This window comes from Fictibacillus sp. Mic-4 (assembly GCF_049843615.1).
Lineage (GTDB): Bacteria > Bacillota > Bacilli > Bacillales > Fictibacillaceae > Fictibacillus_A > Fictibacillus_A gelatini.
Genome location: NZ_JBBHZM010000023.1, coordinates 12,797 through 25,709 on the forward strand (window position 1 = coordinate 12,797; position 12,913 = coordinate 25,709).

Below are 12,913 nucleotides of genomic sequence, written 5' to 3' on the forward strand. Positions count from 1 at the left end.
ATGAGACCAGATGGGACAATATGCAGACTAGCATGACAGGCTTTCTAAAATTACTTGCGCTACCGCAAAGTCCTTTGAATGAGAGATCGATAAATGCGCGACGTACTCGTTTTCAGGACGGCTAACGATCGGTTTTCCGTTCTCATCTTTTGCAATTTCAATATCACGAAAGCTAAGATCCTTTCCGATGCCGGTTCCTAATGCTTTTGAATAAGCTTCCTTGGCAGCAAAACGGCCAGCGAGAAATTCCGCTTGCCGATGACCGGATAAGCCGTGGAAGTCTTTCAGCTCCCGATCCGTTAATATCCGATCCGCAAAGCGGGGCTGTTTTTCATATGTTTTTTTGACGCGGGAAATCTCAACAATATCAATTCCTGTTCCAATGATCATCAACATGTCCTCTTTCTTTTAAAATGATTGTTTCGCTCCTAATCCGTGCATAATAAAAGCGATCGTTCGCTCTATCTCTTTTTCATCATCCCACCTGGCATCAGGCAGAAGAATATATTTCGCCAATAAATAGCCGACAATGCTTGATACCGTTAATCGAATGACGGAATTAGACGGCATATCGATAAGTTCGCCTTTTTTTTGGAAGTGTTCGACAACCCGCTTGAAGCGCTCATACAATTTTTTTGCAATATGTTCCATAAAAAGTTCTTTTAACTCAGGATGAAATGGGATTTCCTGCAACAAAATCTTTAACACAGGCAAATTATTTTTAATAAATTCACGGCGGTTTTCAATCATTGCCCGTAAAAAGTCTTCAAAATGGTCAAAATCCTTTTTTAACACTTTATCTACATCTCGAATGATAAACGGAGCAATCAATTTTGCCATCATCGGGCCGACAATCGAGATGAGCAATTCCTTTTTTGTTTTATAATGGCGGAAAATGGTTCCTTCTGCTACCCCCGCTCGTTTTGCAATTTCACTCGTTGACGAAGCGGAGTATCCTTTTTCCGAAAAAATTTCAATGGCAGCGGCAATAATTTTTTTTTGCTTATCCGTCAGCTTTTCCTCATCTTTTACTTGCAAAATCTCAGCGAGCCATTCTTGATCTTTCATAAGTATCTCCTTCAAAAAAATTCTTTCCTATTATATCCGTCTATGCTTTTTAAGCGCCACAACGTTTAATAACATAAACAAAAGTGAGAATCCGATAAGCATGCAAATATCCGTGGCAATTCCACTCCAGCCTTTCCCTCGAATCATTACATCGCGCAGGGCATCGGCAGCATAATATAGCGGGGTTAATGGACCAATCCAACGAACCCATGGGGAAATCGTCTCCAGATTGAACAACCCGGAAAAAAAGATTTGCGGGACGACGACAAGCGGAATAAATTGCATCATTTGCAATTCATTGTTCGCAAAAGATGACAATAGCGTCCCAAGTGTCAATGCCGTCAAAGATAAAAGCAAGGTGATGATCAACACATAAATAAATGAGCCATTCATAAGCATATCGAGAACATAAATCGCATAAGAAGCAATAATCGCTGATTGAAAAGTTGTAAACACGCCAAAGCCAACGACATATCCGATAACGATTTCCCACCGTTTTAAAGGACTAGCCATCAGCCTTTCAAGCGTTCCTCTTGTCCGTTCTCTTAGGAAGGCAACACCTGCGATGAGAAACACGAAGAAAAAAGCAAAAAACCCAAGCAACACAGGCCCAAAGTTATCAAATGAACTCATGTCTTTTGATCCATAAAGATACGAAATGCTTAGCTTTGCTTGCGTTTTTTCTGGACTTAGTTCTTTCATCGTTTCTTGAATCTTGTTGATTGTTTCCTTATTAACCGTTGGATCACTTCCTTCTAATTTGATCTGAAGTTCTCGATTGGAATGAGAGATGACGGCATCTAATTTTCCTTCTTTCAACTCTACCATCGCGTCCTTATACGGCAGTGTTTTAAGTTTAACATCGTTTTCGTTCAACTTTGAAATGAAAGAAGATGGCAAATCTATAGCTGCGATGGATGGTTTATAATCTTTTCCATTAAAAACGAGCCAGAGCATTGTTAAAATTAAAAGGGGTGCCAATAGCATTAAAGCGAGCGTTCGTTTATCGCGGAAAAATTGTTGTAAAATACGGATAACGATTGCCTTAATTCTCATGGCCCGCACCTCCGTAGAACAAAAATGCTTCTTCGATTGTCGATGAATTCGTCTCACGCTTCAGCTGGCCCGGCTCTCCGGTAGCAATCATTTTCCCATCCCGAATAAGGCCAAGACGATCACACCGTTCAGCTTCGTCCATGACATGGGTCGTTACCAAAATGGCCGTCCCATTGTCACGCAACGATTCAAATTTATCCCAAATGGTTTTACGCAATACCGGGTCAATCCCGACGGTCGGTTCGTCCAAAATCAATAGTTTCGGTTCGTGCAGGAGAGCGATCGCAAGTGACAATCTTCTTTTCATCCCGCCAGAGTAGTCCTTTACCATTTTTTTAAGGTCCGATTTTAAACTGACCATTTCCATCACTTCAACAATCCGTTTTTGCCGTTTCGTTTGATTTAAACCATATAGCGATGCGAAAAATTCCAAATTTTCCTTCGCCGTTAATTCTTCATAGAGCGCGTCAGCCTGCGCCATATAACCAATCTGGCCCATCAACTTTAAATTCGGCATTCCCTCGCCAAAAACTGAAACCGTTCCTGATGATGGTGCATCAATCCCCGCAATCATTTTCACGAGCGTCGTTTTTCCCGAACCGGATGGACCTAATAAACCAAAGATTTCAGGCCTCCCCATTGTTAATGACAGGTCATTTATAACGACATGATCACCAAAATGTTTTGAAACATTTTGAACAGCAATAATCCCCTCCACGGTATCTACTCCCCTTTCCCAAAATGAGTGATTACTCACTTTCATAATAACACAAGGTAAGTTGTGTGAAAAGTGAATCATCAGAAGGGGTTACCAAATGATTCCTTGATTGTATTTATGTTAAAATAGATTTACCTATATTAAGGTGGTGATTACGATTTTTTTACGAAATGAGGATTTTCGAACCTTTTTGCGGCTTTATCCGATTGTCTCAATGATTGTCGCAATTCAACTCATTGTTTTTCTTCTTATAAATTTCGGTCCATACCAATATTCACTGTTTCACCTGATGGCCGGTTCGAACTATTACATACGTGAAGGGGAATATTGGCGCTTTGTTACACCGATTTTCACCCATCAAGGATTTTTGCATTTACTGTTTAACTCGTTTTCCCTTGTTTTATTTGCCCCGGCACTTGAGCGGATTTTAGGCAAGGTAAAATTTTTGATCGGCTATTTAGGCGCAGGAATTATTGCAGACATTGCAACTTATCTTATGCTGCCGCTTGATTATGTTCATATCGGAGCTTCGGGCGCCATTTTTGGCTTGTTCGGGATTTACCTTTATTTAATGTACAGCCGAAAAGAATATTTTAGCCGTGCCGATTCACAAATTTTGCTTATTTTCCTTATCATTAATTTAGGGTCAACATTCATTAGCAATGAAAGCATCAATGTTCTTGGCCACCTTTTCGGGCTTGTCGGAGGAGCCGCTCTTGCTCCTCTCCTTATGGCTTTTGTTCCACGCCGGCGCTAAATATCAATTAAAATTCGCTTCATTAGTCTTTGGCTGAATGATGCTTGAATTTGGCTGAATTATTTCTAAAATCGGCTGAATTAAGTCGTGTTATGGCTGAATTATCATCGAAATCGGCTGAATTAATACGAATTAGAACTTTGTTTCTACAAATAAAAAGAGTGTGGAAGAAAACATCGTGTTTTTCCACACTCTGAAAGCGTAACGTTTTTGTTTTTACTCTGGCATACGGCCAATATATTCTGATTGTGGTCTGAAAATACGGTTGTTCATGTTTTGCTCGAGAACATGTGCCGTCCATCCGACCATTCGGCTAGCGGTGAATACGGAAGTAAAGATTTCTCTTGGGATTTGCACCGCCCGCAAGATAGCGGCAGCAAAAAACTCAACATTCGTATAGATCCTTCTTCCCGGTTTGTATTCATTTAAAAGTTCAATCGCTTTCTTTTCCACGTAGTTGGCAAGGTCAAACCACTCATCTTCTTTTACGAGGTTTCCTGTAATCTCCTGCAATGCTTCGGCGCGTGGATCTCTTGTTTTATAGACACGGTGGCCAAACCCCATTAATTTTTCTCCACGTTCAAGTACAGACCGAATCCATTTTTCAGCGTGTTCTTTTGAACCAACTTCATCAAGCATGTCCATGACTTCTGACGGTGCCCCGCCATGCAGCGGTCCTTTCATCGCTCCGATCGCGCCCGTTATAGCTGAAACCATATCCGATTGAGTGGATGCAATGACTCTTGCTGTGAAAGTTGAAGCATTCATTCCATGTTCCATTGTTAGCACTAAATAAGCAGTTAACGCTTTAACATGTGCTTTCGATGGAATTTTCCCTGTCAGCATATATAGGAAGTTTTCCACATGGTTTAAGTTTTGATCAGGCATTACAATAGATTGTCCATTTTGATTACGATAACGTATGGCAATGATACTTGGTACGATGCTTGTTAATGCAACTGCTTGATCGATGTCAGACGGCCAGCCAAACTTATCATCACCTAAAGAAGATAGAACGGTTCTTAATACAGCCATCATGTCCATTGAAGAAGGGAGATTTTTTATAAGTGAAATGGTGTCGAGAGAGAGAGTGCGCGTGCGCTGAAACTTTGCCTTGAGAAACTGAAGTTCTTCTTTTTCCGGTAGCCTGTCATTCCATAGTAAAAACGCGACTTCTTCAAAACTATAGTGTAGCGCTAAATCCTTTGCCCAATACCCTCGATAAACGAGATGGCCTTTTTCCCCATCGACGAGACTAATGTTGGTTTCAGCAGCTACAATTCCTTCCAATCCGGCAACAACCATATTTCATTCCCCTTTCAAAATTGTCATAGTTTTATGATACACTTCAATTATCATCATATCTAATAGTTAATTCTCTTATTATTAATCATCATTCATAATTGATCAGGAGGAATGTATGGACATTCGTTGGATTAAAACGTTTGTTATTGCCGCCAAATATGAAAATTACCGTCTTGCCGCTGAACGGCTTTATCTTGCGCAACCAACCGTTACGATGCATATTCAGCATTTAGAAAAAGAAATGGGGATCAAGCTTTTTGAAAAAGTAGGAAGAAATGTACAATTAACAAGAGCAGGTCACCGATTTCTTCCTAATGCCCGTCAATTGCTGGACAGTTACAGAAATAGTATGACGGAATTGAAAAACTGGCAGCAAGGGTATGAAAAGAAATTGGTTCTTGCTGTTTCTCCATTAATTGCAGGGTCAATTTTGCCTTTTATTTTGCAACAATTTATGAAAAATTACCCCTCCGTTAACGTTGTCATTATGGTAATGGAGTCGAACGAAATCGGTGAAGCGATCTCGACAGGTAAAGCGGATTTCGGATTGTCGCGGATGAAGCCTATTCAGTCGGATGTAACAAGCTATAGTTTATATAAAGACCCCGTCATTCTTGTCGCTCCCCATACCGATGGCGACTGGGAAAGCCCGCCTCCGGACATTGATTACTTATTTGAACAATTTACCCTTTTTACCCACAATCACCCGGTTTATTGGGATGACCTGTTAACAGAAATTCGCTCCTTTTATCCAGCCGCTCGGACGATGGTCATTACCCAGAGTGTCGTAACCGTCCGCTTTATAGAGGAAGGATTGGGCTTTTCGTTCTTGCCTCGTTCTTCGGTTCAACGGGAATTTCTCGAAGGGAGATTGCTTGAAGTGGATATTCCGTTTCTGCAAATGCCAGAAGCTTCAACATATGTTGCAAAAAAATACGAAATCCAGGAAGCGGAGTTATTTGAAACATTTTTAAAAGACTTTTACCACTTAAAGTGAAAGGCGCACCTTGTAGGCACGCCTTTTTAATACCGTATGCAACTACTTTTCTTATTCCCGAAATAGGATCAAGGTTTATGGCTCGTTACTGATTTTTGAAGACGACGAGCTCTCCTTTTTCGTGCAGTACGCACTCGAATGATGATCAGGGCAAAAAGGAAAAGAAGAAATAAAAAGGAAACTATAAGCATTGTGTTTGTCGCGGCACCCATTGCTTTCAACTTGTGAACCTTCGTTGTATGCTTCTCTTTCTCTTTATTCTTTTCCGTGTTTGGGTTAAATAACTGGCAATCAATCAATGTTTTGCCCTTCGCAATTTTAAGAACGAGATGACCTGCCTGTATAACCTGCTGTTTTACCTTTTCTCCGATTAGAGTCGTATACGCTAAATCTTCCTTTATAATATGAGGTATTTCCTTTTCATCTTTGATAACGGTTCCTTTATGAATAAAATGACGTTTAAAATGAGTAAACCCGTAATTGAAAAGAGCCATTTAAAATTTTCTATTCATACATTTCGCCTTTAGCTAAACATTTAGATAAAATTCAATCGGTAAAATACGGAAATAGGACAGAACTGCTTTTTCCCTTTATGTATCGGCTTTTTTTCCAATAGTTAGAAACAAAAAAAGACAAAACCCATTAATCTAAAGATTAACGAATCTTGCCGCGATCGATATTTTTTCGTTTTTGAAGCAAATCACCGGTCCATCCTTTCATCCTGAGCCAAATATAAACCGCGACGGTAGAAAAACCGATGATAAGCAATGAATATAGATAGCCATATTTTAAATGGAGCTCCGGCATATATTTAAAATTCATTCCCCATATGGCACCAAGCACCATAGCCGGTGTAAAAATAACCGTAAAGACGGTCAACGTTTTCATAATCTCGTTTCCGCGATGGGAGGACAATACCTCTTCCAAATTCAGCAACGTATCGATATCCTGGCGGTAATGCTGGATCAAGCGAAACGTCCGCTCAATTCTGACACACGTTCTCCGGTATTCTGTCGCCTGAGTAATGTCATCCAGAAACGCTTCTTCAGCGGCTAGCTTCAATTCTTCAACAGGGATCGCCAGGTCGTTCCAATTGAGCAACTCATGACGGAGATCATAAATTTTATCGAGCAGGTACGTCCGATTGTTTTCTTGCACGTCCCGCCGCATCTTCGTCAATTTATATTCAAACTTGTCAATCCCGTCTAAAAAATTGTTTAAAAGTTCTCCAACTAAAACAAAAAAGCCTTCCTGCGCCGAATGGCATTGATCCATTTCTTTATACATCGTCTCGCGGTTCGTCCGATTTAATAGCGAAAGATCAAAACCGACCGTTACAAAATAAGAAGTAGACACAAAAAAGTGGAACCACTTGTAATCGTTCTGGTTGTAAGGATTTTGATAATAAACGAGCGAACCGTACAAAACGGAGCCGGTCTCATCCTTTTTGTTGACATGCAAGAAATTCGTTTTTCTTTCTGTTATATGTTTCGACCAATGGTTATAAACAGGGGTATCGGCGATAAGCTGTTGAATCTCTTCTACATTATCAAAGTTAAATTCATGCCAGCGCCAATTTTTCTTAAATCGATGTTCCAACCTGACCTCTCCCCTTTTTTATCAAATTGTTAAAAAGGAAAACGAAAATCATCCGCACCCATTTTCCTTGCCCAGAGTAAACAGCGCTGGATAAGCTCAGGATGGACATCTTTATGTCCTTTTTGTACGACTACATGAGTAATGGAGGCCAGGGGTTTTTTTAACATTCCCGTCGAAAGGGTTTCCGGAAACCCGGTCACTTTTGCCGCAGCGAATCCGACGATTTCATTGTCTATTTCAGCGACAAACAATCCGTAATCTTCCCGGTCAATCAACGACTCCCAATGCTCTTTCGTCCATTTCTCCGGCAGGTGTTGCTCTTTTAACAATCCTTCTATGTCAGGAAAATCTCCAAGGCTCGCTTCTCGAATTGTTTCGTCCATATACGCACCCCTCCATTACCAGTAGTTTCTCCTGGGGCGAAATGAGATAAACGCCATCCCTTTATTCTATTCCCTTTCCTTTAACTTATTGAACAAAGAAATTCGTTGTTCTCGCTAATGCAAGTGGCTGCTAATCCTTGCCAACCCGGTGCCATTACTACTCCTCCTATAATTCCATGTTTGGTGTATAAGCTACTTCGATCACATAACTATCCGGGTCGCGAAAGTCGATTGTATAATACCCCGGTGAATATTCGGGCCTTTCAACCGGGCCTCTAATGATAGAAGCCTTCGCTTCTACTAAAAAACGCGCGACGTGTCAACGGTTTCCCTGTCAATCGCCTGGAAGCAAATATGACGCGGTCCGATCGAATCGACTTTTTCCACTTTTACTTCTTTAAAATAAATTTCAATACGGCCGGAACTAAAGGCCCCATTTACAATCTCTCGCCAGCCAATCAACTGGAACAGCGACCGGTAAAAATCTATCGACCGCTTCCTATCGCTCACCCAAAATTCAATATGATTAATTCCAGGAATCCATTTTTTCTCCATGATTCATTCCCCCATATTGAGTAAGTTCGTTGCGACGCAAAAAAATCCTGCACATTGTTTTTTGTGTAGGATCGATTAAAAGATGAATGACGTTTTAAACTTCGGTTTCCTGGCTAAACCAATAATGCTAATACTATACATTGGTGGTGACAAAAATGAGACTTGGTAACGTTAAGTTAAGGGATAACGACGCAAGAGCCATACTTTTTGAACTAACCCATAACCATACTTCGCCAAACGAAATTGTAATGATTAAAGAAGCTCTTGAAACTCGCGAGCGAATTTTAGATCAGGGAAAAGAGTCATGAAAATTCAAGAAAACCAGCAATCAAAAACTTGACAAAATATTTAATTCGTGCTATAATTTACAAATAAAATATTGAGTTGTATAATGGGATTCTCCTGGCCGGGGGAAATCCCATTTTTTGTTTTAAAACTGAAAGGGCGTGGATGCATGGAGGAAAATAAGCCAAGTTTAACTTCACTCGTATCAGCGTTTGGCAGAGCATATCATTGCCAATTCGATTCACCTAAAATCTTCAACGACGATTTAGCCAAAGAGTTAATTACCCAACAAGAATTTAATGACATAAAACGGAATATGGTTCAAGGCGTGCAATTCTTCAACAAGGATATAGCGGAAAAATTCAAAGGCAATGCGGATGAACTATTGAAATGGATTACACAGGTTCAACTTTCCCCGACTCCCCTTGCCCGCTCCGCATATTGTGAAAATGTATTGCTTAATGAAGTGAAGTTAGGGGTAGAACAATACGTCATTCTTGGAGCCGGATTAGATACGTTTTGCTTCCGGCATCCAGAGTTGGAAAACACCGTGGATATATTTGAAGTTGATTATCCTTCTACACAGGCAACTAAAAAGGAAAGATTGGGCAAAGTCGGATTACAGATACCGGACAACCTTCATTTTGTTTCCATGGATTTCAGCAAAACGTTTTCCTATCGCCAGCTCATAAATGAAGGCTTTGATGTGAACAAGAAAACTTTCTTTAGCCTTTTAGGGGTTTCCTACTATTTAACGAAAGAAGAAAATTCAAGCCTAATCGACCATTTATTTGCCAGAGTTCCATCAGGGAGCTCCATCGTTTTTGATTTCGCAGATGAGAAGCTTTTTGAAGAAAGAGGCATTTCCAACAGGGTCGAAAACATGGTAAAAATGGCCGAAGCAAGCAGGGAACCAATGAAAGCGTGCTTTTCCTATGAGGAGATGGAGAGAATGCTGGAAAGATCAGGCTTGCTCATTTATGAACATTTAACGCCGGCAACGATTGATAACCGTTTTTTCAACGACCGAACAGATTATCTCACGGCCTTTGAAACGATCCATTTCATTCATGCCGTAAAAAAATAAATTCTTTAAAGACCGCATGGGTGCTAAAAAGATTTCGAGATCTATAAGCGGAAGGGGGCTTTGCTTTCTAATAGAGCGGGCCCCTTTTTGAGTAGGATGATCAGGTCCCATTCAAAACCGATTACCATCCATTCGTCCACCACATCCCAGAACTTGAGATTGTATTCCGGCTCTTCTTTTGAAGACCAATATATTAAGCAACTTTTTTATTTTACCCGACTTGTCTTCAGTGATAAAAATTTCCTTCCATTCATCAGGAACCAGGCCTTCTTTTAAACGACTGACTTCATCTGCATGCAATAGGTTAACACAAAGATTTTTATCCAGCGTATATTTATTCAAAAATTCCAGCTTTCCGGAACCATCCATTGAACACTTCACCCCTGTATTTGCACAATTTAATTCCAAATATCGATATCTTGATCGTCCAAGACCGCTTTAATTTCATCTTTCTCAAAAACAACCATATATTCAAATGGCAAAGCCAAAACTTGAATAAGTGCTGGCCTCCATTTTAGCAGTTGGTAGGCATAAAATGCTTCCAATTCCTCTGTTTCAACTTCATAATCCACGGGACCTATATACCAGCCTGAATCGCCTTTTTCGCAGCCGCTGCTTCTTTGCAAAAATAGATTATCGTATTGGAGTGCCTTTCTGGCGGCAATAATTTTGTCGCTAAACTTCACTGTTTCCCCGTGAAGGTTTAACTTTTGCAAAAAATGAACTTGCTTGAACTGAATCCATAGAGGTATGGTCAAATCTTCCGTCATATCCTGAAAGGGATTTTTCGCAAAATCCGGGGCGGCAACATGATACCCATCTTCTTTTTGAGTAAGAAAAAAGACGGACCAACCGATTTGCAACGAAAATCCATCTATTAACTTACTTTTATCAACTTTTGATAGGATATTAAATAAATGGTTTACTTGGAAATCTAATTGTCCTTCCGCCTGGATGATGATGTTCTTGTTTTCTATTGTTCGGATGAATTTTTTCACTATGCACCTCTTTCGAATTTTTTGGCCATCCTTTTATTTCATATGGTATTCGCTTTCTAATTTAAAAACGCCGTCTTGAAACAAATACTTCTTGAAGAAAACATTTGGTTCAACCTCAGTCATATACAGTGGTTTTATGTATCGCAATTCGTTACAAATCATCCACATTTCCCTTTCAGGCTCTGCCAATTCGTCTATTGACAATAACAGAGGACAATCCTGATACTCTTCCTCCTGCCAGCCTTCATCTATAAAATTGTACGTTAATTGAATGCCCTGGGAATGATCTATTTTAGCAATATAGTACTCTCCCCAATAACTGCTTTCCCGTCTTTCAAAGGATATTTGCAGTATTCTTTCTACATCCTTCACTACGCTTTCCCTATCATTATTTGTAATGCCTAATTTCAGATATTTATAAACCATTTTGCCACCGCCATAACTTCTTCGCCTGACTTTTAAACGTCCAGTCTGTTGGCTTCTTTTATTTATTCAAGAGGGCCGAAAAATTGAGCAGTTAAATAAATATGTTCCATTACTTTAACCTTTTTCAAGTTCTCTACTTTTTCAGTGCCACCCAATCCTAAAAGAGGTACATAGCCAAAACATTCGTCAAATGCGGGTTGACCGTAAATTTCAACTGCCTCAGGGTAAGGTTCCCAGCTTAACTCTTCTTCAAGAAAACTTATATCATTTAAATCTTCTAAAAAGAAAGCAAAACCCGCACAGATTACATCGACTCGCATTTTTCTAAAATTTAATAAGTTTAAATATCTGCTTTTCTCCCAGACAATGATATCTCCCATTGATGTTACGGCAACAGGGACCGCCTGTTCACTCCTGACATAAACTTCTTTCAATAACTCTACATATTGTGCAGGATTGATGAATTTTAAATAACCATTTAAGAAGCTCCCAAAGCCATATTGATGCCAAATTCCCAATATCTCCTCCGGCAACTTGCCACTGTAACGTTGAATAACTTCTTCCGGGGTCCTTTCTTTAAATGTAAAATCATCAAAGATTTTGTTGCTCAAATTCACTCCCCTTCAAATTTTTAAGGTAGTTATCTAAAAAATTTTCATTTCTATTATTAAGGTACTTTTCAAGATATTTTTTTCCGGAATTCGTCTTTGGTTCTTGGCCTAAGTACTTATACTTCCATATCGTTTTTTGTTCGTGAGGAATTACGTTTGATAGATCTACATAATTGAAATCCACTTTGAATTTGCCAAATTTATCAAAAAATAAAGTGAGATTCGTCCATGGTTCCTGATCATTTATTTCAAATTCTTTCTGTAATTTTTGAAGGCTATCTAACAACTGGTGCCATAATGTTTGATAATCTTCACTGTTTACATTAAATAGTTCTGGAATATATGACTATAAACTGGCGTCTTCTTACCTTCCGGGTAGTAATAAAAATAAGCTATTTGAGTTCCATCTACGACATCACCGTAAAGAAAAACCTCATTCCATTCTTCAGGAATGGTTTTAACTACCAAATTAGCTATTTCATTATTGATGCCATCATTTTTTGCTTCATTCATCTATTTTCCCCTAGCATTCTTTCTGTAATCGAGCCGCCCTTACCTTTTGTATATGAGAGGAATTTTCAAAAATTTGTCTTGCTCGTTTTGTTTCAACTGATGGTTCAATCCCCAAATATTTATACTTCCAAATGATTTGTCTTTCGAAATCATCAACGTCTGTTAAATCCTCGTAGTCATAATCGATTTTAAACTCCCCTGAAGATTCTAAGATAAAGGTTAAATTCGTCCAAACATCCTGTCCATTTTTTACAAACAGGTTCCATAGATCTTCAAAGCAATCATCGATTTTATACCTCAAATCATCTACATACTCTTCGTCAATATCAAATAAATCAGCAATATCAAGAACATTTATTGGTTTATCTTTTCCTTCCGGGAAATAAAAGAATCCTACTTTAGAAACATCTTCTTGGACTTCTGCATAAATATATACCTTATCCCACTTTTCCGGAATGATTTCATTCACTGTTAATGCTATTTCCTGATATATTTTATGCAGTTCCGTATCCATACTTAATAGCCTCCCGGTCTTTTCGGTAAAGAAAATAGCCT

At 39.3% G+C, this 12,913-nt stretch carries 17 protein-coding genes and 2 pseudogenes; 4 read left to right on the forward strand and 15 right to left on the reverse strand.

Annotated features, from left to right (window positions below; all coding sequences use genetic code 11):
• Positions 1-27 precede the first annotated feature (27 nt).
• From acpS to WD019_RS14450, 4 genes are read right to left on the reverse strand one after another with little or no spacing between them, the layout of a single operon-like run.
• Positions 28-390, reverse strand: coding sequence for a holo-ACP synthase (gene acpS / locus WD019_RS14435; RefSeq protein WP_026677424.1), 363 nt, complete (start codon positions 388-390; stop codon positions 28-30).
• 18 nt (positions 391-408) lie between these two features.
• A complete protein-coding gene (locus WD019_RS14440; RefSeq protein WP_425711934.1) occupies positions 409-1,068 on the reverse strand; it encodes a TetR/AcrR family transcriptional regulator in 660 nt (219 codons plus the stop codon).
• Positions 1,069-1,098: 30 nt separating this feature from the next.
• Positions 1,099-2,124, reverse strand: coding sequence for an ABC transporter permease (locus tag WD019_RS14445; RefSeq protein WP_425711935.1), 1,026 nt, complete (start codon positions 2,122-2,124; stop codon positions 1,099-1,101).
• Positions 2,114-2,887, reverse strand: coding sequence for an ABC transporter ATP-binding protein (locus WD019_RS14450; RefSeq protein WP_425711936.1), 774 nt, complete (start codon positions 2,885-2,887; stop codon positions 2,114-2,116). The genes WD019_RS14445 and WD019_RS14450 overlap by 11 nt, the downstream gene beginning before the upstream one ends.
• A 145-nt stretch (positions 2,888-3,032) precedes the next feature.
• On the opposite strand from WD019_RS14450, the gene WD019_RS14455 reads away from it, so the two are divergent.
• Complete coding sequence (locus tag WD019_RS14455; protein WP_425711937.1) at positions 3,033-3,599, forward strand: rhomboid family intramembrane serine protease; 567 nt, start codon at positions 3,033-3,035, stop codon at positions 3,597-3,599.
• Positions 3,600-3,815: 216 nt separating this feature from the next.
• On the opposite strand, the gene WD019_RS14460 is transcribed toward WD019_RS14455, so the two are convergent.
• Positions 3,816-4,904 (reverse strand): citrate synthase/methylcitrate synthase, encoded by a 1,089-nt coding sequence (locus tag WD019_RS14460; protein ID WP_026677429.1) that lies wholly within the window; start codon positions 4,902-4,904, stop codon positions 3,816-3,818.
• A gap of 115 nt (positions 4,905-5,019) precedes the next feature.
• On the opposite strand from WD019_RS14460, the gene WD019_RS14465 reads away from it, so the two are divergent.
• Positions 5,020-5,901: a LysR family transcriptional regulator gene (locus WD019_RS14465; protein ID WP_026677430.1), complete on the forward strand. Its 882-nt coding sequence runs from the start codon at positions 5,020-5,022 to the stop codon at positions 5,899-5,901.
• Positions 5,902-5,969: 68 nt separating this feature from the next.
• Here WD019_RS14465 and WD019_RS14470 read toward each other — a convergent pair whose 3' ends face one another.
• The 4 genes and pseudogenes from WD019_RS14470 to WD019_RS14485 all read right to left on the reverse strand — a co-directional run bounded on the left by WD019_RS14470 (position 5,970) and on the right by WD019_RS14485 (position 8,438).
• On the reverse strand, positions 5,970-6,395 hold the full coding sequence (locus WD019_RS14470) for a hypothetical protein (RefSeq protein WP_425711938.1): 426 nt from the start codon (positions 6,393-6,395) through the stop codon (positions 5,970-5,972).
• 160 nt (positions 6,396-6,555) lie between these two features.
• Positions 6,556-7,500 carry a magnesium transporter CorA family protein gene (locus tag WD019_RS14475; RefSeq protein WP_425711939.1) on the reverse strand — a complete coding sequence of 315 codons (945 nt, stop codon included), beginning with the start codon at positions 7,498-7,500 and terminating at the stop codon, positions 6,556-6,558.
• Between the two features lie 29 nt (positions 7,501-7,529).
• On the reverse strand, positions 7,530-7,883 hold the full coding sequence (locus WD019_RS14480; RefSeq protein ID WP_425711940.1) for a GNAT family N-acetyltransferase: 354 nt from the start codon (positions 7,881-7,883) through the stop codon (positions 7,530-7,532).
• Positions 7,884-8,049: 166 nt separating this feature from the next.
• Positions 8,050-8,438: pseudogene (locus WD019_RS14485) on the reverse strand (VOC family protein).
• Positions 8,439-8,593: 155 nt separating this feature from the next.
• Here WD019_RS14485 and WD019_RS14490 point away from each other — a divergent pair.
• Complete coding sequence (locus tag WD019_RS14490; protein ID WP_154657942.1) at positions 8,594-8,746, forward strand: hypothetical protein; 153 nt, start codon at positions 8,594-8,596, stop codon at positions 8,744-8,746.
• Positions 8,747-8,892: 146 nt separating this feature from the next.
• Entirely contained in the window at positions 8,893-9,810 is a 918-nt protein-coding gene (locus WD019_RS14495; RefSeq protein WP_425711941.1) for a class I SAM-dependent methyltransferase, read from the forward strand.
• Between the two features lie 111 nt (positions 9,811-9,921).
• Here the strand turns inward: WD019_RS14495 and WD019_RS14500 are convergent, their stop codons facing one another.
• From WD019_RS14500 to WD019_RS14525, 6 genes and pseudogenes are all read right to left on the reverse strand, one after another.
• Positions 9,922-10,179, reverse strand: coding sequence for a hypothetical protein (locus WD019_RS14500; RefSeq protein WP_425711942.1), 258 nt, complete (start codon positions 10,177-10,179; stop codon positions 9,922-9,924).
• A 29-nt stretch (positions 10,180-10,208) separates the two neighbouring features.
• Positions 10,209-10,808, reverse strand: a complete 600-nt coding sequence (locus tag WD019_RS14505) for an immunity protein Imm33 domain-containing protein (RefSeq protein WP_425711943.1) — start codon at positions 10,806-10,808, stop codon at positions 10,209-10,211.
• Between the two features lie 33 nt (positions 10,809-10,841).
• Positions 10,842-11,234 carry a hypothetical protein gene (locus tag WD019_RS14510; protein WP_026677437.1) on the reverse strand — a complete coding sequence of 131 codons (393 nt, stop codon included), beginning with the start codon at positions 11,232-11,234 and terminating at the stop codon, positions 10,842-10,844.
• A 62-nt stretch (positions 11,235-11,296) separates the two neighbouring features.
• Positions 11,297-11,845 carry a T6SS immunity protein Tdi1 domain-containing protein gene (locus WD019_RS14515; protein ID WP_026677438.1) on the reverse strand — a complete coding sequence of 183 codons (549 nt, stop codon included), beginning with the start codon at positions 11,843-11,845 and terminating at the stop codon, positions 11,297-11,299.
• Positions 11,826-12,358: pseudogene (locus WD019_RS14520) on the reverse strand (antitoxin YezG family protein). Before WD019_RS14520 ends, WD019_RS14515 begins: the two are co-directional and overlap by 20 nt.
• Positions 12,359-12,368: 10 nt before the next feature.
• Complete coding sequence (locus tag WD019_RS14525; RefSeq protein WP_425711944.1) at positions 12,369-12,872, reverse strand: immunity protein YezG family protein; 504 nt, start codon at positions 12,870-12,872, stop codon at positions 12,369-12,371.
• Positions 12,873-12,913 lie beyond the last annotated feature (41 nt).